The organism is Tenacibaculum profundicola (assembly GCF_057220795.1).
In genome coordinates, this window is the sequence record NZ_CM170137.1 from 1,556,448 (window position 1) to 1,580,274 (window position 23,827).

General features: G+C 30.7%; 14 protein-coding genes. 6 read left to right on the forward strand and 8 right to left on the reverse strand.

The genetic code is table 11. From position 1 onward, the window contains the following. Positions 1-132 precede the first annotated feature (132 nt). The 8 genes from AC2TDS_RS06590 to AC2TDS_RS06625 all read right to left on the reverse strand — a co-directional run bounded on the left by AC2TDS_RS06590 (position 133) and on the right by AC2TDS_RS06625 (position 13,846). Positions 133-1,128 (reverse strand): LLM class flavin-dependent oxidoreductase, encoded by a 996-nt coding sequence (locus AC2TDS_RS06590; RefSeq protein ID WP_484738311.1) that lies wholly within the window; start codon positions 1,126-1,128, stop codon positions 133-135. A 33-nt stretch (positions 1,129-1,161) separates the two neighbouring features. Then, positions 1,162-1,929, reverse strand: a complete 768-nt coding sequence (locus AC2TDS_RS06595) for an aspartate/glutamate racemase family protein (protein WP_484738312.1) — start codon at positions 1,927-1,929, stop codon at positions 1,162-1,164. Continuing rightward, positions 1,929-3,296, reverse strand: coding sequence for a serine hydrolase domain-containing protein (locus AC2TDS_RS06600; protein WP_484738313.1), 1,368 nt, complete (start codon positions 3,294-3,296; stop codon positions 1,929-1,931). The genes AC2TDS_RS06595 and AC2TDS_RS06600 overlap by 1 nt, the downstream gene beginning before the upstream one ends. A gap of 424 nt (positions 3,297-3,720) precedes the next feature. After that, entirely contained in the window at positions 3,721-4,689 is a 969-nt protein-coding gene (locus tag AC2TDS_RS06605; RefSeq protein WP_484738314.1) for a 2,3-diaminopropionate biosynthesis protein SbnB, read from the reverse strand. A gap of 20 nt (positions 4,690-4,709) precedes the next feature. Continuing rightward, complete coding sequence (sbnA, locus tag AC2TDS_RS06610) at positions 4,710-5,675, reverse strand: 2,3-diaminopropionate biosynthesis protein SbnA (RefSeq protein ID WP_484738315.1); 966 nt, start codon at positions 5,673-5,675, stop codon at positions 4,710-4,712. A 240-nt stretch (positions 5,676-5,915) separates the two neighbouring features. Further along, complete coding sequence (locus AC2TDS_RS06615; protein WP_484738316.1) at positions 5,916-12,368, reverse strand: non-ribosomal peptide synthetase; 6,453 nt, start codon at positions 12,366-12,368, stop codon at positions 5,916-5,918. Positions 12,369-12,405: 37 nt separating this feature from the next. After that, the gene (locus AC2TDS_RS06620) at positions 12,406-13,257 is read right to left on the reverse strand and encodes a hypothetical protein (RefSeq protein ID WP_484738317.1); all 852 of its coding nucleotides are present in this window, start codon (positions 13,255-13,257) and stop codon (positions 12,406-12,408) included. Positions 13,258-13,312: 55 nt separating this feature from the next. Beyond that, on the reverse strand, positions 13,313-13,846 hold the full coding sequence (locus tag AC2TDS_RS06625) for a UpxY family transcription antiterminator (RefSeq protein ID WP_484738318.1): 534 nt from the start codon (positions 13,844-13,846) through the stop codon (positions 13,313-13,315). 442 nt (positions 13,847-14,288) lie between these two features. On the opposite strand from AC2TDS_RS06625, the gene AC2TDS_RS06630 reads away from it, so the two are divergent. The 6 genes from AC2TDS_RS06630 (at position 14,289) to AC2TDS_RS06655 (ending at position 23,355) form a co-directional block, all read left to right on the forward strand. Beyond that, complete coding sequence (locus tag AC2TDS_RS06630) at positions 14,289-16,433, forward strand: lantibiotic dehydratase family protein (protein WP_484738319.1); 2,145 nt, start codon at positions 14,289-14,291, stop codon at positions 16,431-16,433. Continuing rightward, positions 16,433-17,281, forward strand: coding sequence for a thiopeptide-type bacteriocin biosynthesis protein (locus tag AC2TDS_RS06635; protein ID WP_484738320.1), 849 nt, complete (start codon positions 16,433-16,435; stop codon positions 17,279-17,281). The genes AC2TDS_RS06630 and AC2TDS_RS06635 overlap by 1 nt, the downstream gene beginning before the upstream one ends. An 8-nt stretch (positions 17,282-17,289) precedes the next feature. After that, entirely contained in the window at positions 17,290-18,999 is a 1,710-nt protein-coding gene (locus AC2TDS_RS06640; RefSeq protein ID WP_484738321.1) for a helix-turn-helix domain-containing protein, read from the forward strand. A gap of 122 nt (positions 19,000-19,121) precedes the next feature. Then, on the forward strand, positions 19,122-19,277 hold the full coding sequence (locus AC2TDS_RS06645) for a hypothetical protein (RefSeq protein ID WP_484738322.1): 156 nt from the start codon (positions 19,122-19,124) through the stop codon (positions 19,275-19,277). 149 nt (positions 19,278-19,426) lie between these two features. Beyond that, positions 19,427-21,535: a prolyl oligopeptidase family serine peptidase gene (locus tag AC2TDS_RS06650; RefSeq protein WP_484738323.1), complete on the forward strand. Its 2,109-nt coding sequence runs from the start codon at positions 19,427-19,429 to the stop codon at positions 21,533-21,535. Between the two features lie 1,163 nt (positions 21,536-22,698). Continuing rightward, positions 22,699-23,355, forward strand: a complete 657-nt coding sequence (locus tag AC2TDS_RS06655) for a hypothetical protein (protein WP_484738324.1) — start codon at positions 22,699-22,701, stop codon at positions 23,353-23,355. Positions 23,356-23,827: the final 472 nt, after the last annotated feature.

A 23,827-nucleotide genomic window follows, 5' to 3' on the forward strand; every position in this document is an offset into this window, starting at 1 on the left:
AAAGGCGTTATCGTTTTAAAAGATTATCAGTATGTAATTTGCTTAAATGATTTTAAGGAATGAGTTGTATTCATAGCTGAACTGACTCTACTATTTCGTTAAAACAGTTCCATATCCTTATCTATAGTTAAGTTAACTGTTTCTTAGGGTAGAAAGTAATTCGAATATACCATTTGAGTTCATTGAAGGAGCCATGATGCCAGCTATTTCATTGACGCCAATAGCTGTGATTTTTCGAAAAAATTCTATACAGCTTTTCTCGGTGCCAATGAGTGAGTTTTTATGTAAGAAATGCTGAAGACTTCCCTCTAAACTTATATTGTTAAGCATTTTATAAAAAGAATCAACATGTTCTAAATATTGCATTAACTCTGTATTTAACATCGGTTGAAGCTCTTTTTCTTGAGCTACTAAATAGGTCGGAAGTACCAATGAAATTGTTCCTTCTATACTATTTTGATTACGATAAGCCTTCTGGTATATTTTAATTTTCCTTTCTAGGTCTTCAATGTTTTCACCTAAATAATAGATCAATATATTAGCACGTATAGCTCCTGCCATTTTATACATACCGTCATCGTTTTCCTTTATAGATACCCATAATGGTAATTCCTTTTGAATGGGTTTAGGAAATATTTTTAGTGCTACTTCCTGCCCTGTACCGTTTCTTCTTGCAATACTATCTCCTTTCCATAATGTACGGACAACTTCAATCTTTTGTTGAATTTTCTTTTGGTCTTCTTGCATATTGTTTGCCCCAATAACTGATAATCCAACTCTACCATTAGAAGCATTATCAATCACAGACCATTCTTCTGCTATTCTGAGTGGGTCCTGATTGGCAACAATGGCACTTTCTCCTCTTATTTTTATTCTAGAAGTAACCATAGACAATGCAGCATTAATAATAGAAGGGTTGCTATATGAAGGTGTTGTATTATTCGCCTCAATGTCAGTTGTCCAAAATACATCTAACTTATTTTTATCTGCCTGTTTTACCACCTTTATTACATCATCATATCCTTTTGAACTACTACTGTTAGTTAATATCGGATAAAAAATTCCTAATTTAGGTTTCGCAATAGATTTTAGTTCTTGTTCCTTGGTTTTATGCAATGTGTCACTCATAATATGTATAGTTTCGTTGCTTAATTTTTAAACTTAAATAATTGCTTTGGGCATAGCAACTGAGGCTTCATGTATTAGAGCCTTCGCCAAAGACATGGTAGAATCTATAACTTTGATTCCCGAGATGTTTTCAGAAAACACTAACGATAATTCTGTACATCCTAGAATAACTACCTCAGTATTATTCTCATAAAAAAAATCTAATGTTTTATTTTTTAACTGTTCTACTTCTTTCGTTCGGATATTTGAATTGGCTTTGATTCCAAAATCAGAATCATATATCATTCTATGGATTACTTTATTCTGAAACTCAAAATCAGGTAGAATTACCTCATATCCTTTCTCTTTTAAAAGATTTTCATAGATTCTTGATTTATAGGTTCCATTGGTTGAAATTACCCCAACTCTTTTTACCATAGGAAATTGATAATCTAGGGTATCACATGTTAGCTGAGGCATATGTAATAATTTTATTGAGCTCTCTCTTTCTTCCAACTCCTTCTTAACTACATTAAAAATTTTATCAGAATGTGCTGTATTGCATGCAACGCCAATAATTGTGGCTCCGGCATTCTCTAATTTCTCAATAATTTTAGCTATTTGATAGGCAGGGTTTATAGTGATTTCACCATTTAAAAATGCCGTTCTATCCATAATATGCCTAGGAAAAGACATCAGTATCATAGAAAGATGCTCCTGATCTTTAGTTGCCGGAGTTAAGGCACTGATATAATTACAAAGCATTACACCTGATTCTGGCCCCATGCCTCCAACTACCCCTATTACTTTCTCATCAATCATTACTTTGTTAACCAACGTGAGTAAATAAAATCTAAATTTACTTTGTCATTCATCTTTGTATAACGGTCAACCATATCTTTCACCACTTCATATTCTCGATCTTTGAAGTAGTAAGCCAATTCTATGACATCTTTTACAGTCATCATTTCCTTTTCATTGCTCACGAGTTCATCAATTTCTTTTTTCATTGCACTAACACCATGTTCTCTATAAATATTAAAAACAGCATTCGCATGGCTTGGATACTGGTTATTATAAATATTATCAAAATATTGGGTCAAATCATAATGAGTCAATAAGTCATTAAGCGAAGCAACAATTTTATCTGCACGATCAGAATTAGCCATAAACACAAATCCAGATTGAGTATTTACCGAATAACAAGCAAAACCTTTATAACCATCATTGTTACCTCCTTGCATTAATATGGTATCTTCACCACTATAAAAAACTTCATACCCAGGACCATAATATAAATTCTTAAGATTCAATTTTGAAACTGGATCAAGTAATCTATCCTTGGTTAAGTTCTCTTTTTTACAAATTCCTATCATCATTTTGGCGTAATCTTTTGCATTACTATATATTCTGGCAGATAAACTTGGCCAATCGGTTTCAAGATTATCTAATCGTTCTCCGAAAACATTATGTCCAAATGCAAAATTCTTTTCTTGCCCTTTATCTATTTGTGTAAACGTTGTAAACGTTCTTTTCAGCCCTAAAGGTTCATATACTTCATCTTTCATGTAGGTCTCAATAGGTTTGTTTAAAATCTCTTTAATAACTTCACCAAGAAAAATATAGCCTTCTCCAGAATACACATATTCTTCTCCAGGATTTGCCACTATTTCAAGAAGTTCTGGGTTGTTTTTCACTTTATGATTCTCTATTCCAGAACTGTGACTCAAAACCATTCTCGCTGTTATTTCTTTATATCTTGAATCATACTTAAGAGGCTCGTACTCCAGATATTCATGTAAAGGCTTATCCATATCCAGCAACCCTTTATTCAATAGATCATATGCTAAATAAACAACAAAACTTTTTGACAATGAACATCCTTCAAAAACTGTCTCAATGTCAATTTTTTTATCTTTATTCTCTGCAGCTCTAACACCTAATGCATTACTATATACTATCTTATTTTTATCAATTACAGCCACAGAAATTCCAGTTATACCAATATCTTCTTTTAAAAACATCAATCTCTTTTCCAGTGAATCAACAGCTATTTTCGTTCCATTTACTGTTATTTCAGCTCCCGTTTTCTGATTACTTTTTATGCAAGATTTTATACTTAGAACAAATAATAATCCTAATACCCATAAAAATGGGTTTCTCGTTATCTTCTTAATTCTGAATTTCATCAATTATAGTTTTTACTTTTTAAAATTACTTTCAAGGGGGAGTAATTAATACCTATTATTTTTCAAATACACCATTTCCCACTACTCCTACTAAATCTATTCTACTTATAAAATTTCTCTTTACACTCTGATTATTAGACTATACCTAGTAATACGATTTACAAATAAATATTTCGCATATCTATTATTTCTTTTGTAGCTATTTTTGCGTTATAAAACTTAACCATAGCTTGGCTATGCTAAAGTTTTATGCCTTAAACTAACTTAAAATAATTCAATACCTATACACGAAATATGTATCTATAAATCGTATAACTCCCTAAAACTGGAGGTTACCTATCAATAGGGGGATTTTCACAAATAATTATGTTCAGTAAATAAACATTAGAAATAATATTACTTACCCTTTAGCTTTATTAAATTACTAATTCAAAAACACCCCAATGTTTTCTTTAATCGCTTTCTTTATATAATTCTCAGATATTGCAATATCAAATGCGGCCATGCCCATAGGATTAAATATTGCGGCTTGATCACTTTCTAACGTCAAAAATATATTGGATCTCACCACATCAAGAATAGATATGGTATCTTCCTTTTGTAATCCCTTTTCCAAATGAAAATTTTCTATATCTGTATTTTCTCGGCAAATTTCCTCCCAATTATCTACAATGATCGCTTTTGAAAACCAATCAAACGTTTTTGACATATAGTCTCTTAATGAGACATTCAAATGCAATGAACCCGGCTTAGGTTGCATATCTATATAGGTAGTTTTAGACACTGTGCAAGTCATAAAAATATCTGCATCTTGATACGCTTCTTCCCAAGAGCTTACAACCGTAATTTTATCTTTAATTTCATCCCTTATTCCCTCTGTTTTCACTCCTTTCAAATCAAAAATTCGAATTTCATCGCATCGATCTTTTAAAAGACTATAACACATATCTAAATGGTATTGCCCAATAGGTCCGAAACCAACAATACCTACTTTAACGTTCTTTGGATCCTTTGCTTCTAAATAGCGTTTCATTACCATTCCGCTCACAGAAGCTGTTCTTATTGCAGAAACCGATCCACTATTCAATATTCCTGAAGGAACACCTGTGTCAGCATCATTTAAAATTACAACGCTATGGGCTCTAGGTAATCCATTTTTTATATTATTTGGAAAACTCGAAATCCACTTTATCCCTGCCTTATTTATTTCTCCTCCAACAAATGCTGGCATTGCTATTATTCTATTTGTTTTTTCTTTGTAACGTAAGTACGGTTTTATAGGTTGAGAATAATCTTCTTCGATCATACACTCAACAGATTTCTGAATTGTTCTAAGGTTCTCTTCCCAATTAAAACCTAATTCCTTGATGTGATTTTCGTTTAAATAGACCATATATTTATATATTGAGATTATTAATTTTTAAGTGTTTTATTTTTAAGTTTATCAAACCATTCGTCATTATAGACTGTGTCTTGATAACGGTCTCCTTTATCTGCCATGATGCACATAACGTTTGTGGAAGTCGTAACCTTTTTTGTTTCAAAATATTTTTTTATTCCTACATAAACAGATCCAGATGATCCTCCTGCATAAATATTATGTTTTTCTAATAGTTCCCTACAACCATAAACAGTTTCTACTTCATCAACCCAAACCACGTCATCTATTTTGGCTTCTTTTAAAATTGGTGGCTTCATACTTGAACCTATTCCTGGTATATACCTTTTTTTAGGCTCTTTATCAAAAACTACTGAGCCACTGATATCAACAGCAATTACTTTAGCATTAGGAAAACATTCTTTTATTTTATTAGATACCCCAGTAATTGTTCCACCAGAGCTGACCCCCATAAAAACATAATCAATACCGTTTGGAGCTTCTTCACACATTTCACTTCCTAACGAATTATAATATGCTTCAGCATTCAGTGGGTTTTCATATTGATTTACCCAGTACATGTTTTCTCTTTCTGCTAAAATTTGTTTTATTCTTTTGATTCGATTCAGTAAGTACCCCCCATTAACATCAGGAGTGTCTATTTCAATTATTTCTGCCCCATTAAACTCAATTAGCATTTTATTTACTGGTAGGGTATTTTTATCTACAACACAAATAAATTTAAGGTCATTAAATTTGGCATATGCAGAAAGTGCTACCCCGAAATTACCTGAAGTAGATTCTATAAGTGTAGTTCTACCGTTAATAACTCCTGTACTTAAAACCTTATCTATTAAATATGACGCTGCACGATCTTTTACACTACCTGTTGGATTGTAAAATTCTAATTTCATACAGACCTTAATTAAATCATTATCATTTAATTTTATAGTCATAAGAGGTGTATCACCTACTTTTTGCAAAATATTAGTTAACATCATATTTTTAGATTATTTTAATATTCATTATTTTTAATTAGGATATATTACCAGATTCCTTACTGTTTCTCAGTAATTTTTATATCATTTAAAAAAATTATAAATGGTATTACTATTCTTTGATTTTTGAATTTTTTGATAATAATTAGTGAGATTAAACCTCTTATTAAATCACAAATAATCTGAGTTTCGACTTCTTGGTAATCGTTATTTTGATTAATTTTTTAAAAAATTGTTTTGGTTTTATTCAAATAGAATTTTTAAATCATCATTATCTAAATAAGCTGCTTCAAAATCTGAAGGAGTAAAATGTATATCATCTTCATCTCTGAGATAATCAAGTATGCTAAGAATATTTTCTTTAAACGTATCAACTATTTTCCTAATAAGATCATGTGTGTTTACGTCGTGTAAATAATGTGCTTGTATTTTTAAGGTATCATTCAATACCATAAGATTAAACTCTAACATGACACCAGTATCATTTTCAGGATCAGATTCAATGCCTAAAGGTTCATTTACTATAGAGAACAGATCGTTCGAGGTTTCTTTTGAAAACTGTCCTAAATAATTGAATCGAATATTATTTTTAGGTGTTTCGCTGCTTAGTCGCTTACTTAAATACTTTAAAACTCCATAATGTAACCCTCCATTAGGGATGCTCTTTATAAGATCTTTAGTCTTTTTTATAGCTTCTTCTATTGAAGAAGAATTCTCAAAACGCAATGGATACAATGAGGTAAACCATCCTATTGTTCTTGAGGTATTTATAGTTTCTAAATCCCTACCATGACCTTCTAATTCGAAAGTAACTCGGTTTGTTTTGTATTCTTCAGCAATAGTTTTTGTTAAAGCAACTAGTAACAGTATTTCGGTATTTGTATTAAAAACTGCATTTGCTTCTCTAAGTAAAAAGGAAGTATCATCAATAGATAATTCAGTAGTTATTACGTTTTGATTTTTTACTTTATTTTCAGGTATTTTATTCGAGTAGATTTCGAATTCATTTTGCTCTATTTCTTCCCAAAAAGAGATTTCTGTTTCCGTGAATTGTTTTGAAAGTTCATTTAATTCATTTTGATACGTTATTAATGATGCCGATTTTTTAGGAAGCTTCGCTTCATTTCCATTGGCCACAGTAAAATAGGTTTCGTAAAGATCTTTCAATAAAATTCTCCAAGAGACACCATCAATAATTAAATGATGAGCTGTGATAAATAAGTAATCTATGTCTTCAATTGTTAAAATTGCTACTTTCAATAATGATGTAGCTGTAATTTTTATTGATTTTTTTATAGAAACTAGCAATTCTTGTAAATCACCTTTTGCAAGATTATTGAACGTCTCTTCAAGCTGTATTCTCTCTAATTCAAAAGGTAAATTATCCTTTTGTTTGTTATAATAAAAAGTCTTTTCATTGTCATCATAATTCAAGCTTAGCGCATCATGATGATTAAATAGTTCAATAAAAGTCTTGTTTATCTTTTCTTCCTCAACCTGCCCGATCCACTTCAATAAAACTGATTGATTATAGAAATCTGGGTTTTCTAAGTTTTTCTCAAAAAACCAATGTTGAATAGGACTTCTTTCCAATACCTTTCCTGTTAACTCTTCATCATTTTCATGTACTTCTATAATTTCTACATAATTTGTCAATTGCTTAATGGTAGGGTACGTGAGTATATCTTTGGCATTAACTTTTATGTTATTTTCATACAACCTAGATGCTATTTGTATTGCTTTTATAGAATCTCCACCTTCTTCATAAAAATTATTAGTTACGCCCATCGCAGCATTTTCTAAAATATCTTTCCAAGCTTCTACTAGTATTTTTTCTATGTCTGAATTCGGTGCTACTACTTCTTGGTTAAAATTAAGTATAGGCTTTGGCAATTGATCATAAGCAACCTTTCCATTTCCTGTAAGTGGAATTTTATCTATAGGGATAATATGTGTTGGAATCATGTAATCAGGAAGTTGTTTTCGTAACATCGCTTTTATTCCTTCCTGAAATTCTGCTATGTTTTCATGATCATCAACTGTGATATAAACACTTAAAGGATTTCCTTTTTTATAAACTGCTAAAGCATCTTTAACTTTTTTATAGGTAGCTACTGTTTCCTCGATTTCCCCTAGCTCTATTCTATATCCATTAACTTTTACTTGATCATCTAATCTTCCTAGGTATTCGAGATTCCCATCTAATTTCCTTTTTACCAAATCACCAGAGCGGTACATTAATTGTTTTGGAATAAAGGGATTGGAAATGAATTTTTCTTTTGTCAATTCATCTCGATTCAAATATCCTTCAGACACCCCTTTTCCTGCGATGTATAATTCTCCAGCAATTCCTAGAGGAACAGGTTTTTGATACTCATCTAACACATACACTTGAGTATTAGCGATGGCTCTTCCGATAGGAACATTATTTCCTTTATCTAGCGAAGTATTGTATTCATGCACTACACAACCAATGGTCGTTTCTGTAGGGCCATATTCATTGAATATCTTAATATTTCCTTCAAAAAGATCAGTGATCTCTTTAGCTAATTGTGCATTGAACCCCTCTCCTCCTACAATTAAGGTCTTTAAAACACTCTGGTTTTTTCCAGTTTTTAATATAGAAGACTCTTTCATAATCTTCAAATGTGAAGGAGTCGCTTTTAATAACTTTACTTGATTATCTAGTAATACACTTTCTATTAATAATTGCTCATCCGTATCTTGATAAATTTCCAAGGAACTTCCCGAAATAAGAGGTAAGAATATTGATGTTAAAGTTAGATCAAAAGCAATAGAAGTATACAGCGGAAAAGTTGAATTTTGATCAATATCATATGCTTCTCTAGCCCATTCTAAATAATTCATTAATGAGCTATGCCCCACTTTTACGCCTTTAGGCTTCCCTGTAGAACCTGAAGTATATATGATATAAGCTAAGTTACAATCGCTCTCAATAGTTTTTATCTCAACATCTGCAATCTGTTCTAATAATACCAGTTCCATCTCTTCTAGAGGCGTTGATTCCCATGTCTTTTTAAATAATGGGTTCTTACTTATGGTATCGGTTGCTAAAACAACCTGAGCTCCACAATCTTCAATAATAAATTGAATCCTATCTTCTGGGTAATTTGCTTCCACTGGAATAAAACACCCTTCTGCCTTTAATACCGCTAAAACTGAAACTACAAAATCAATATGTCTGTTCGAGATAATTGCTACCGGAGTATTTTTTTTCACTCCTTTTTCTTGAAGATTTTTCGCTAAGGCTATCGATCTTTGTTCCAGTTCAGAATAGGTTATCGTCTTTGCTCCCATAGATATGGCAACAGAGTTCGGATACGTTTTTACTTGAGAAGCTATTATTTCGTGGACCTCTAACGAAGTGAATTTTATCGGTGCTTTTTCTATTAAGAAAAATTCTTGCAATACTTCATTAGAAACTAATGTCATGTCAGAAAGCAGTTGATCTGGATTAACTGCTATCTGCTTGATCAGTTGCTTGTAATGTTTTGTAAACTCTATAATACTTTCTTTATTGAACAATGCTTTTGCATATTCAAAATAATACTCCATTTGATCTGGCTTTTCTATAATTTCTAAAGTCAAATCAAATTTTGCTATTCCTGAATCAAAAAAGTATGGAGTCGTTTTTAAAACAGCTGTTTCTAAGGTAGGGATGTCCATATTCTGATATACAAACATGGTATTAAAAAGTGGACTCCCACTAGGGTCATTTTTAACCTCTAAATCTTTAATTAACTGACTAAAGGGATAATTCTGATTGGTAAGGTCATTAAGTGTATTGTTTCTTATTTCTTGAAGATAATCTCTAAAACGTATTTTTCCTGAAGGAAAATTACGAAGTACTAGATTATTAACAAACATTCCAAGCAATCCTTGTAATTGATAATGACCACGACCCGAAACTGGTATTCCTACTACTACCTCTTCCGATCTCATATATTTAGATAACGCAATTGTATACGTTGCTAACATTACAATATAAAGAGATACCTTCTCTTCTTGAGCAACTATTTTAAGTTGATCTATTAATTCTTGTTTTATACTGAAAGGGTGTTTCCCTCCTTCGTAGTTAAAAATACTAGGTCTCTTAAAATCTGTGGGAAGTTCAGATGTTGACAATTCTCCTGCTAATCTCTTTAACCAATATTTTTGTTGCTCTTTCCCTTTAGTTGTTTCTATAAAATCATTTCTCCATACAACATAGTCTTTATACTGTATATCTAATGTATCTATAGTATTTCCTTGATATTTATTGAATACTTCTTTAAGTAATAAACTCATAGATACACCATCAATAATGATATGAGGAATATCGATGAACAAAACATGTGTGTCTTTAGACTCCTTCAAAAGTTCCATTCGGAATAAAGGTCCTTGGTGTAAATCAAATGGCTGAACCCTATTTCTTAGTTCTGCATCAAGAGCTTGTATTTCGATGTCAACAACATTTATGTTTACCTGTATAGCTTCAATATAACCTTGTTTTGGTTTTTGATCTTTAACGGTAAAGTACGTTCTTAATACCTCATGCTTTCTAACAACATCATTTATAGCATCTTCTAGTTGCTCAACGTTTAACTGGCCATGAAAACGAATTGCTAACGGAACATTATACGCCGTAGCCTCAGGACTTAATTGCCAGAAATAGTATAAACGCTCTTGCATTGACGTAAGTGGATACCATTCTTGTTTTTCTTTTGTAGGTATGGTTTGGTAAGGTGTTATACTTTTACTGTTTTCCACTTCATTTGCAATCTCTTTAATCGTTTGTTTTTCATATAGTTGATGATAATCAAAATCTATATGAAACTCTTTTTGAAGAGCGTTTAAAATTTGAGCACCTTTTAATGAATTCCCTCCTACTTCAAAAAATTTATCTGTGGTACCAAAACGATTATGTCCTAACACATCATTCCAAGCGTCTGCAATTTTACTCTCTACAACGGTATTTGCCTTCTCATAACCTTTCTTCTCATCTACTATGTTTTGATACTCTTTAATTGTAGTCAAAACACTATTAAACTCTGAATTGTTATAACGTTCTATTAATTTATATCGTTGTACTTTTCCACTTGTAGTTTTAGGAATCTCATTTACTGGAATAACATGGTCTGGTTCAAAACCAAATACATGATTAATTTTCTTTTTTACAGCGGCAATAATGTTTATAAACTTTTCAAGAGGTTTCTTAAAATATATAAAAACAAGAGTTTCATTCTCTCCTTCAAAATTAGTATGGCCCGCCACAACTACTTTTCCAAGTTCTATTTCCGAAACACCATCTAAAACACTTTCTAAATCATAAGCATAATAGTTTTGCCCATTAATAAAAATCACATCTTTTAATCTTCCACTAACAAAGAGATCTCCCTGATAAAAAAACCCCATATCACCTGTACTTAACCATCCATCTTTATCTATTGTTCTTTCTGTTATGCTTTTATTTCCATAATATTCGGCAGTAACGTTATCTCCTTTTATTTGAATTTCACCAATTACATTTTCTTGAACAGGGTTTTTATCAAAATCAACAATCTTAACATAACTATGTTTTATCGGACTTCCTACATTAACCAATGATAGGGCATCTTCCCTATCAGTTATTTGAATCTGATCTCCTACCCCTAAATGATCTCTGTGAATATTAATGGATTTAACACAATCTAATGGTTCTGAAAACGTTACTGCCAAACTAGCCTCAGCTAAGCCATATACTGGGAAAATAACATTCTTTTGAAGGCCATAATCAGAAAACACATTATAGAATTCATCACATAAAGTAGCAGAAATAGGCTCTGCCCCATTAACAATAATACGTAAGCTTGATAAATCAAGTTTTTTTATACTATCTTTTTTGAATCGTCTAATGAGATAACTATACCCAAAATTAGGAGATGCCGTAAATGTTATTTTGTGTTCAGAAATTTTATCTAACCATAAAAGAGGACGTCTAATAAAAAGACTAGTTGCCATAATATAATGATGCCATCCGGCCAAGAATGGCGTTAAGTGAAACCCTATAAGCCCCATATCATGTGTTAAAGGCATCCAAGAAAAGAATGAATCTCCTTCTGAAGGTGCTTTTATTCCATTTAAAATTCCTCCAACATTCGTTATTAAATTTTTATGTGTTAGCGTAACTCCTTTAGGGATTCCCGTAGATCCTGATGAGAATTGTATGTATGCAATATCATTTTCTTTTACTTCAGCTATAATTGCTGCATCTTCTATTGAAAATATATCCTCAATAAATAATGTACTTTGTTTTATTTCAGAAAATAAGGAAGCTACATTAAATAAAGTAGCTTTTTGTTCTATTCTTGAAAAGTATCCCGACGAAACGATTAGGAACGGGTCTTTCAATAATTTCCAAACATTAAATAACTTATGATAATGATCTTCTGTTCTACCTTGAGTAAGTGGTACAGGAATAATTCCTCCAAGAAGACAAGCCCAAAATACAATAATAAAAGTAGTATTATCTTCTATTTGAAAAACCAATTCTTGTTTGGGCTTCATTCCTTTGCTCTGCAAAAAAGCTAAAACCTTATATGCTTTTTTTCGCAACTCTACCCCATTAAGGGTTACTTCATTAGTACTTCCTTCTATAAAAGTAATTACAAGTTCATCGTTATTCTTGCTATGTAAAAAGTCAATAAGAGTGGACATTCTGAGTAGATTGGTAGTTTAAAAAAAAGGTTATATATTACATACTCATATGTAATAGAGAGCTTATCGTTTCATTCTCTAAGCTTCCATGCTTACTAAGCTTTTCTTGTGGAAAAATAAACCCTAAAAATTTCTGATAATCATTGATATTCTTTTCACCTGGAGTAACAGATTCGAAAAGCTTGTAAAACTGATTTGTCGGTTTTTTATTGATTTTAGCATTTTTGAGTTTGAATTTCAAGCTCAATTGAATACGAATTCCGCCATCATGAAAGCCTCGATGTAACTCAGACTGTTTAAACACTATAACATCACCAGCCGCTGGGTTTTCATATCTATCTATATGCAAATTCTTTTTTGATATCGGTAAAACTAAACCTGAGGCTACTTTTACAAGTATTAAATCTGTATCTTCAGGTATTGCACCTCCAAAAAAACCAAAAACTTCCTTAGAGTTTTCTTTGGAATAAATCATTGGAATCTCAGTAGGATCGCCAAATTGAGCGTATAAATCCGGATTATTAGCTTCAGATATAATCTCAAGCCCGGTATGCTTAGAATCGTTGTAAATAGGTATCCAAACATTATAACAGTCTCCATCTACAACAGAACAAGATCCGTCTGTATGCCATCCCATATTACCAGATTTCATCCTCGACTCCATTGTTGTGCTGCTTGCGAAAAAGATGAATGAGTTCAAGAAATCTACCTCTTCTCCAAGTTCTTCCATAAAAAAATGATGTAACTTTTCGTGTATCCCTTCAATATTTTTTAGCTCAATCATATTTTTAGCCTGAGAGTTTGCCTTATTCTGTAAAACACTTTTCTTTATAAGGTTTAATTCTTCTCGATTAAAAAATTGTGTACGATGGAATATAGAATTTGTCATAATGGTAGTTTTTATGGTTTTGTGAAATAATACAGTAGGTATGAGTTTTGTAGATTTAACTCAATACAGCGTTTTTGGTTTTTTTATCTTCCAATATGTGAGAAGATATTGTTGCAACAATGTTTTGCCTTAATGAAGCAATTCTTACAATGATTTTTTTATAGTTATCTACTTTAACAATTTCACAATCCAAACCAGCTAATGGTCCTTGGATAATCTTTTTAGCTTCCCCTGCTTTAGGAAGGTTTGTTGCTGTTTTTAAATCACTAATATTTTTGTCCTCAATCAACAATTTAACTTGGTTAATTTCCCTTTCTGTTACCCGCGCATATTCCTTTCCAAAGCGAATGTAAGCGCAAGCACCATTTACAGATAATGCTTTATAAAAATCTAGTGAAGAGTTTATATTAACAAATACATATGAGGGAAATAATGGTTGTAAGACTGTTTTCTTTCTATCACTCCATTGTCGAATGGTATTTACTTGTGGTAAAAACGACTCTAATGAAATCTCTTGTAAAGACTCATATACTTTCTTCTCCCAACGAGATTTGACATATATTACATGCCATCCAATTTTAAAGTTCATATGAAATTAGGATTTTTTTGGTTCTTAGACATAGCTTCGCTATTCTCAGTCACAATGAGTTATTTTTTGTAATAAATGTTTTAGATTAAAAATCTCGAAATAGATTTGAATCAAGGAAAATCTTGAATGAATATTTTTTAACCACTTTTAACTTTCCTTGTCACAAATAAATATATAAATCAGTCAATTTTAAAACAGCACTTTCTCAAATTTATAAATTTCAACGTGAAATTTATAAATTTAAACAACCTAGATACGGCATAAAACCCACAATATTAATGCGTTAAACCAAACACAGGTAAAATCTAAAAATAACTATATTTGTATTCCTATCCTGCTACCTAATCCAATGAAAAAAAACAAAAACCCGTATCATTTTTTAGAAAATTACTGTTTAAGAACACCTACTTTACCCCTCAATATTTACAAAAATATTTTTAAAGTGAATACGAACAGAGTTGAGCGATTAAAAAGCGCTTGGGAAAACGACGTATTCAAAGAGGCTATTTTCTTAGCCTCTCCTTATTTATATACTAAATTATCTAGTTATTTAAAAGAAAACATAAATTCCAATTCAAAAACATTAGAATTGGATCATACACTTTTGAAATATGCTATTAGAGCAACGACAAGATCTACCCCTTTTGGATTATTTGCTGGGGTATCTGTTGGGAGCTTTAGTAAAACTTCTGAAATTGAATTAAAACCCGTTGAGCAATATAAACGAATAACCAAATTCGACACCAATTATGTAGTTTCTCTTTTTAATCATTTTTTGAAGAATCCAATGATTAAAAAACAATTATTATTTTTTCCAAACTCTACACTTTACAAACTGGGGAATCAATATCGATATATTGAATATACCTTAGAAAAAGCAAAAAGAACGTATAGTATCGAAGGTCTAGAATATTCATCCTATTTGGAAACAGTGCTTAAAGCAGCTACCCATGGGAAACCAATGGATCATTTGGCAAATGCAATTGTAGATAACGATATTTCATTTGAACAGGCCAACGAGTTTGTAGAGTCATTAGTAGTAAATCAAATACTGGTAAGTGAACTAGAAGTAAATGTAACGGGAGATGACTCTTTTAATTTACTTGTTAAAAAGCTAGATTCACTAAAAAACACAAAACAAACTATTTCTACTTTAAAAAAATTACAGCATCATTTAACATTGATAGATGAAAAAACAGGAAATAATTCTATTCCCTATCTGAATTGCTTTAACTCCATTAAAGAACTTGATATTCCGTATGAAGAAAAATATGTGTTTCAAACTGATCTATTTGCTAAAACTGATAAGAATACACTAGCGATTAAACATGGTTATACCATTAAGAAATTACTTCCTTTACTAAATAAATTATCTCCTTTACACCCTAATCAAAAGCTAGAACAATTCAAAAAATCATTTCTAGAACGGTATGAAACTAGAGAAATGCCATTAGCGCAAGTTTTGGACGTAGAACTAGGAATTGGGTATGTTCAACATCAACACATTTCTGATACTACTCCATTTTTAGGAGATATACTTCCTCAAAATAAAATGAGTACCGAAGAAACCAATGTTTGGAGTGAAATTGATAGTATTATTTATTCAAAGCTATTGAACGCAGCAAAAAATAAGCGGTACACAATAGTTCTTAACGATGAGGATTTTGAGGATATTGAGTCTGATTGGAATCATATTCCAGACACTTTAATGGTTTTTACAGAAGTTTTACAAAGAGATCATAAAGAGTGTCTTGTTGTACATGGATTAAGTGCAAACGCAGGAAACTTGTTGGCTCGTTTTTCTTATGGAGATACAGAACTATCAAAACACTTAAAACATATTACCCATATAGAACAGCAAATGCAACCTGACAAAATTTTAGCAGAGATTGCTCATCTTCCTCAAACAAGAACGGGAAATATTTTAAAAAGACAGCATTTAAGGGCTTATGAAATTCCTTATTTGGCAAAATCTACATTGCCTTTATCCCAGCAAATTACCATTGACGACCTATGGGTTTCCGTACGAAACAACAAAATTATTCTTACCTCAAAAAGATTGAATAAAGAAATATTACCAAGACTTACCAATGCACATAAATATGAATCTAAAGCCCTACCTATCTATCATTTTTTATGTGACCTACAAGCACAGCACAAGAAACAGTATTTGGGTTTTTCATGGCCTAAATTAGCCAATAATCATTCCTTTTTACCAAGGGTAGTTTATAAAGACACCATTTTATCAAAAGCAAAATGGTTTCTGAAGAAAGAAGATATTGAAGCCACGCTAGTTCATTATCAAAATGAAGCGTTATTGATGCCATCATTCCAAAAATGGAGAGCCTGTTTTCAGATTCCTAAATATGTTCAATTGGTAGAAGGTGATAATACATTGTTAATAGATTTAGAAAATTTTGACAGCATACAGCTTTTATTAGGTACGATTAAAAACAAGAAGCAATTCTTACTCGAAGAGTTTTTATTCACAGAACAAACCATTGTGAATAGAAAAAATGAAAAATTCACAAACGAATGTATCATTACACTATATAACCAAGAAAAATTAAACCCCACAACTCTATAATGAAACGAACTTTTATATTAGGAGATGAATGGTTGTACTATAAATTATATTGTGGCAAAAGAACCGCTGATATGATTTTAGTTGATTGTATAAAACCTCTTACTGAAAAATTACTAGCAAATAACCTAATAGATCAATGGTTTTTTATTAGATACTCAGACCCAAACCCTCATTTACGAATTCGCTTCCATTGTAAAGACATTCAAAAATTAGGAAATATTATAGCTCTCGTTAACAAAACAATATCTAAGTATACAGAAAGTGATATGATATGGAGAGTGCAAACAGATACGTATAACAGAGAAATAGAACGCTATGGCGCAAATAACATAAAACAAACAGAACATTTTTTTTATATAGATAGTAACATCTGTGTTAGAGCCTTAGAATTAATTGAAGATGATGACCTACTTTTCATGTTTGCATTACGCTCTATAAATACTATTTTTGACGTTTTTTATTTTTCAATACACGATAAACTTAATTTCACAAACAAGCATAGAGAAGCTTTTAAAACTGAGTTTAACGCAACCAAAATGTTAAGCACACAGCTCTATAAAAAATATACTAGTTTAAAAAAAGAGCTCATCGAGTTTATGGAAATGAAAAGCCATACGGAATATCAACCTTTAATCGATTTGTTAAATACTAAAAAAGAGCAGTTAGAAATATTGAAAACAATACTACCACAAAAAGAATTACAATATAACTTGAATATAAACGATTTATTATCAAGCTATATACACATAACCATAAACAGACTATTTAGAGATAAACAACGTTTACATGAATTAGTCTCTTATGATAGTTTATATCGATTTTATAACCTTAAACTAGTCAAAAAATAAACCCTATAATGATTTCTTTTAACCCCTCTACTACCACCATTATAATTTTTTTTACAATTATACAGTCCATTACTGCTCAAAACAAGCAAATAGACTCATTATCTAAACAACCTTTTAGCATTTTAGAAACCCATTATAAGGAATCGGTATCTGATGCTATTAAAAAACAGTATGCGCAAGCATTTTTATCAAAAGCAAAAAGAGAAAAAAACTCCATTAAAACGGCAGAAGGCTATTACTTTTTGTCCAATCTAAACAAGCATACTTCTTTAGGTGTAAAATACGCTGATAGTATCTTATCATTAAAAATAACTAAAAAGAATAATGAATATCCAGCAAAGGGTTATTTGCAAAAAGGTATACAATTATATTATTTGGCAAGATATTCAGAGGTTCTTGAAAATTACTTAAAAGCACATGAGTATTATAAAATTTCTAAAAATGAATATGGTCAACTGTGTGTCAAGCATTATATAGGGTTACTTAAAAATAGTATTAATGAGCCTAAAGAGTCATTAAAAATTTTTAGAAAAAATTTATTGTTTTTTAAAACGAAAGAGAACCAAGTAAAACATCAAAAACAATATATAAAATCATTGTTTGCTTTAGCTGATTCATACAATAAAAACAGGCTATTAGATTCTGCGGTAATCATTAATAAAGAAGGACTTAAAATAAGTAGGAAAAATAAAAACAGATACTTATATCCACAATTTTTAATGTCCTATGGAATTACTAAGAATTTACAACAAAGCTATAGTACAGCAATTGATAGTTTACTAAAAAGTGCGCAATTATTTGAAAATGATAAAATAAACCTTGCTGTTAGCAATTTATATCTATACAAATCCTTTCTTGGAGAAAACCAACCAATTAAAGGTGTTCAATATTTAAAAAACAATGATTCTCTATTCAAAATGCATCCAGAGATTGTTTTTCAAGCTAAAGAGTCTTATGAATACCTTTTAAAATATTACAAAAAAAACAACGACAAAGAAAAATATCTAAACACCATAGAGAATCTATTAGCTATAGATAGCCTTATTAAAATTAAACAAAGAGGTGTAAGGAAAAAAATTATTAATAAATATGAGATCCCTATGCTTCTTACTGAAAAAGAACAACTCATATCAGAGCTGAATAAGAGTAATGTATCTAAAAAAACAAGTATTTTTATTTTAGTGATTATAACTTCCTTGTTTTTATTTTTAACAGTTTATTTTTTCCGAAAAAATAGCGCAAACAAAAGAAAGTTTAATACTCTCATACAAGAATCCGATCGCAAGGAAGAGCAATCTAACCAAAAAAATACTGATTTAATAGAGATTACTTCCACTACTGCTGAATTATCAGAAGAATTGGTAAAAGATGTGTTAAATAAATTACTCATTTTTGAACAGTCTAATAAGTTTGTAAAAAATGATTATACTTTAAATTCATTAGCAAAAGAATTAAAGACCAATAGTTCTTATTTGTCTAAAATAATAAATAGCTCAAAGAAAGTTAATTTTAGAAATTACCTTAATAAATTAAGAATTGACTATGCCGTAACTAAATTAAAAACTAATAAATCTTATAGAAATTATACGGTTCAAGCAATTGCAGAAGAAGTTGGTTTTAATAAAGCGCAATCATTTTCTACTGCGTTTAAAAAACAAACAGGTATTTCTATCACTTATTTTATAAAACAAATATCAGAAGACAAAACCACTAATTAACAACACTTTGAAGTACTAAAGTTGTTGTTGAAATTTATAAATATCAACAATATCTTGTCTTTTTTTAGGTGTTTAAAGTGTATTTTTGATTGATTTAATTTTTTAAACTAAAACATATCATAATGAAAAAAAACCTTGAACAAAAAAGTAAATTAAGTCTTAAGAAATTTCAAATTGCTAAAATTAAAAACCCTCAAAAAATATTTGGCGGTATAGGGGGGAATCAAGAGACTGATGATGATACAGGTCATACTCAAAAACCTCCAACTAGTATTTAACATTTATTTTATTCACCAAATATATTTATACTTATATTTGGTGAATTTATTTTTACATACTTAACCAGCAATAGTAAATGAAGCTTAAACTTTTTATTAGTATCTGTGCTCTTTTCTTTATAATTATAATCAGTTGTAAAAAAAAAGAAATGTCGAATTTAGCTCCTAAAATAGTAGTTACAACGGAATATCATAACCAGAAGGTAAACGATCCCTATCAATATATGGAGAACCTACAAGATTCCAGATTTTTAGCATGGGCAAAATCACAAGAAACGCACACTAATAAGGTTATGAATTCAATCCCAAATAGCAACCAATTATTAGATAAAGTATCTAACAGCGATAATGAAAATAATGCTATTTTTTCTTTCTTACGAATTATTGAAGATGACACGCATTTTTATGTAAAAAAAGAACCAAATAGCAACATAGCAAAACTGCACTATAAAAAAGGGTTTAATGGTGTTGAAAAAGAATTATTTAACCCCAAAGATTATTCTCCAAATTCTAAAGAAGAGTATTCGATTAATTACATTCAACCTAGTTGGGATGGAAAAAAAGTAGCCATAAGCATTACTTCACAAGATAAAGAAATTTCAGAGATCATTATTTTAGATGTTCAAAAGAAAACTACCTATGATGAAGTTATAAAAAATTGTTGGCCTTCTGGTATTGGAGGTATCCATTGGCTTCCAGATAATTCTGGTTTTATTTACACTCACATTCCAGACATCAATAAAGAATCTGAAAATTATATTTTAAATACCGCTAGCGTTCTCTATAAACTTGAAGACAATCCAAAAAACAATAAAACACTTTTTTCTAAAACTAATAATCCTGAATTAGATTTAAAATCTAAGGATTTATGTATCGTTTATTTTTGGAATCAAGCTGATAAGTATCTGATTGCAAAAGTAGGTGGTCTAGGCTTTAAAGATTATTATTACGCCCCTGTTAGTTCTATTACTAACAAGAAAATACCTTGGAAGCCGTTATTTAAAAAAGAACATCAAATAAAACAATACTTTATTGCAAACGATAGTTTAGTTTATAAAACATCTAAGAATGCTTCAAATTATAAAATATGTAAAACTGCTTTAGCAAACTTAAATTTTGAAAACCCTGAAGTTTTAGTTGAAGAGGATAAAAATGCCGTCATCACAAGTTTCATATTCACAAAAAATGGACTTTTTTATGTAAAAACTAAAAATGGTGTTGAAGCAAAGTTATATCATCTTAACGCAGGTGAAAAACAAAATATTCCTTTACCAAAATCATCTGGCTCTATTCGCCTTAGCTCTAAAAACATTGATTCGAGCGATTTATGGATTAGCATTCAAGGATGGACAAATAATAAAGAGCGTTATTACTACAATCATAAAACAGGTACATTTAAAAATCAAAATTTAGGTAAAATATCAAAATACAATGAATTAGATGATGTTGTTGTGGAAGAAATAGAAGTTACCTCACATGATGGTACTAAAGTGCCATTATCTATTATGTACAAAAAAGGGATGAAATTGAATGGAGAAAACAGATTATTAATCACAGGCTACGGTGCTTATGGATCATCTCATTACCCTTATTTAAGTAAGTATATGTTACATTGGATACATGAAGGAGGTATCTATGCTTCTGCACATGTTCGAGGTGGAGGTGAGAAAGGAAATAAATGGCATAAGCAAGGTTATAAATCAACGAAACCAAATACTTGGAAAGACTTCATAGCTTGTACTGAATATTTTATCGATAAAAAATATTCATCTCCCGAAAAGATTGCAGTTTGGAGTGCTAGTGCAGGTGGTATTTTAATTGGTAGAGCTATTACAGAGCGACCAGATTTATATGCTGCTGCATTCATTAGATCAGGTACACTAAATACCTTGCGATCTGAAACTGGTTATAACGGAGCGAATAACACCAAAGAATTTGGTACGTTTAAAGATGAGAACGAATTTAAAGCATTGTTAGAAATGGATGCTTATCATCATATCAAAAATGGAACAAAATACCCAGCAACATATTTATCAGCAGGGATGAATGATGCAAGAGTTCCTGCTTGGCAACCTGCTAAATTTGCCGCAAAAATGCAGGAAGCAACTACTTCTGAAAAACCTGTTTTGCTTTCTGTTGACTTTGAAGGTGGACATGGGTTTGATGCTTTAGGGAACAAAAGAAACAAGGAAACAGCAACTGTTTTATCCTTTTTCCTATGGCAAACAGGCCATCCAGATTACCAGCCTAGTCACTAATTTTTTATATCAGGTTGAATAAAAAAATTTTACCTAATAGACAACTCAACACAACGCCCTGAATCACAAAAGACAACCACCACGTTATACGGTAAAAGTACGTTCCTTTAAAGAAGGTAACTACACTTAAACTCGTAGTATTCTTTTAAATTTCAATAAAATAATGATGTTGTATACACATGATGATAGCATTTCTTTTTATATAATACCATTTGAATTTACCATAAACAATTATGGTCGGTAAATTAACAAAATAAATAGTAATACTATTTACAGAACCAAACCAGGTAATAGACTGAAATAAATCAGTACATTTTATTCATATCGCTCTGTTCCTTACAATTGACAGGTAGATTTATGCATTTAATCTATAGATAGTGTTCATTTACCTAAATTTCGAAATATAAATAGAGCTCTCTTATATTTTTGTCTTGTAGTTATTAAACTAAATTTTAGTTTTCTATCGAAAAGGAAGGAGTATTTGTAGGGGAATACTCCTTTTTTTCTTTGGTCTAATTTCAATCAACAAAACCTAAATCGTAATCCATACTACCCTTTACCATTTGAATTTACCGAATAAAACATCCTTCTTCCCTTTCTATTTCAATATAAAAAGAAAAAACACTCATTTTTTTTTACAGTAAATTCATACAATAACGGGTATAATTCCACTTTCGTACAGGTATTCCCATACCAATCTAGGTAAAAACACAGAGTCATTTTCCTTGCAATCATGCTTTTGTCTTAACCAAGGGATAGTACTCACAAGAAGCAGTAGCACTTTGTTTTACCTGTCATGTAGCCTATATAGCTACTTCTAACATTCATGCAACGCTTCAATACATTCTTTTGAATTTTTCTACAATTATACGGCAACTTTGAAGTGTCACAAAATTAGTTAGACAATCCTGACCATCATGGTAATCACTTAGATATTAACATAAACATCTTCCGATAACACCATAAGATCAAGATATATTTTCATAATCAAAAAAGAATTTTCGATTGAGTAGCTACCTTCCTTTCTTTTGATTCTAAAGGCGGAATCCGAAAAGCCATTTTCACAAAGAGTAGGAAAAACAAAGGGTACCTCACATATTATAAGGTTAACATAAAACCTAAAATAAATAATGGTTACTCTATTAAATAAATATAAATACATTATGCCAAAACCAAATCACATACATGAAATAAGCGATGATGGTGTAGGAATTTGCGGATTTGTTGCTATACTTCAATGTGCAATTGATTCTAAAAAAATGACCTTAGATAATTTTGAAAGTCAATACAAAAACTCCGCAAAGGAATTTGCCAATGAATGGCTTAGTATACAAACAAACCATCATAAAAATAAAAAGGATAATGCTCTCACAGCATTAGGACAATCCGTACAATATACAGCGACATTCGGAGAAGAATGGGAGAATGTTACTCTCGAAAATGCAATTAAAAAAGGCTGGGATTGGAAGGGTCAACCTGGTTTAGCATTGACTGCTGGTTCTATTATTCAATATTTAGAAGATCTGTTTAAAATTGAGATGGATATTGAAATTTATGATCGTAAAAAAACTAATTCCGATATCAAGAATCTTTGGAAAAGCAAAAGCAGCAACTTAGGACCGGGGATTTATGGAATCCAGAAACTTACTGATGATTCTGATCGAAACAAGAATTCAAGAATAGACCACTGGGTATATATTGACACGCAAGGTGAACTAATGACTTGGAGCGCATCGGGTCAAACAGCAATGACTAAAATTCTAAATAAAAAGAAGAAGTATACGTACAATGTGACACGAATATTTCCTAAACAAAAATAACAGAATTCAAAAAGAGGTGTTTATATCATTTACCATTTGAATTTACTGGTATAAAAAGTCTATATTCCATGAGAATAATAAAAATAATTCTCAATAACTCTTAGACGACTCATTAAAAATCCAATATCTTAACTTTTAAGGTATTGGATTTTCTTATTAAATAACGTAAGTTCTAAGTAATTTTACTATAAATATTTTTAGAAGTTAGCCAATCACTGCGAAAAAAACGTAATGAAATAGCGTTTTTGTATTAGCCTTTTCTAACAAAATGAATACTTCAGTCTGAAAGAACTCCGTAATACCTCATCTAACAGAATTTTTATGTTGTTCTATCTCGAACTCCGGTAAAATAACCATATAACTAAACATCATTCATCACCTTTATCAAATAACCGTCAGCTCTAAATACATATCACGTCTCTATTTAACTAAATTACTTGTATTCATCATTTTTATATTTTTCGTAATTGAT

Coding starts and splice junctions, on each gene's coding strand:
- AC2TDS_RS06620 (WP_484738317.1), bottom strand. CDS start 13,257: ATGACAAATTCTATATTCCATCGTACACAATTTTTTAATCGAGAAGAA.
- AC2TDS_RS06635 (WP_484738320.1), top strand. CDS start 16,433: ATGAAACGAACTTTTATATTAGGAGATGAATGGTTGTACTATAAATTA.
- AC2TDS_RS06600 (WP_484738313.1), bottom strand. CDS start 3,296: ATGAAATTCAGAATTAAGAAGATAACGAGAAACCCATTTTTATGGGTA.
- AC2TDS_RS06640 (WP_484738321.1), top strand. CDS start 17,290: ATGATTTCTTTTAACCCCTCTACTACCACCATTATAATTTTTTTTACA.
- AC2TDS_RS06615 (WP_484738316.1), bottom strand. CDS start 12,368: ATGTCCACTCTTATTGACTTTTTACATAGCAAGAATAACGATGAACTT.
- AC2TDS_RS06650 (WP_484738323.1), top strand. CDS start 19,427: ATGTCGAATTTAGCTCCTAAAATAGTAGTTACAACGGAATATCATAAC.
- AC2TDS_RS06625 (WP_484738318.1), bottom strand. CDS start 13,846: ATGAACTTTAAAATTGGATGGCATGTAATATATGTCAAATCTCGTTGG.
- AC2TDS_RS06595 (WP_484738312.1), bottom strand. CDS start 1,929: ATGATTGATGAGAAAGTAATAGGGGTAGTTGGAGGCATGGGGCCAGAA.
- AC2TDS_RS06645 (WP_484738322.1), top strand. CDS start 19,122: ATGAAAAAAAACCTTGAACAAAAAAGTAAATTAAGTCTTAAGAAATTT.
- AC2TDS_RS06655 (WP_484738324.1), top strand. CDS start 22,699: ATGCCAAAACCAAATCACATACATGAAATAAGCGATGATGGTGTAGGA.
- AC2TDS_RS06590 (WP_484738311.1), bottom strand. CDS start 1,128: ATGAGTGACACATTGCATAAAACCAAGGAACAAGAACTAAAATCTATT.
- sbnA (WP_484738315.1), bottom strand. CDS start 5,675: ATGATGTTAACTAATATTTTGCAAAAAGTAGGTGATACACCTCTTATG.
- AC2TDS_RS06605 (WP_484738314.1), bottom strand. CDS start 4,689: ATGGTCTATTTAAACGAAAATCACATCAAGGAATTAGGTTTTAATTGG.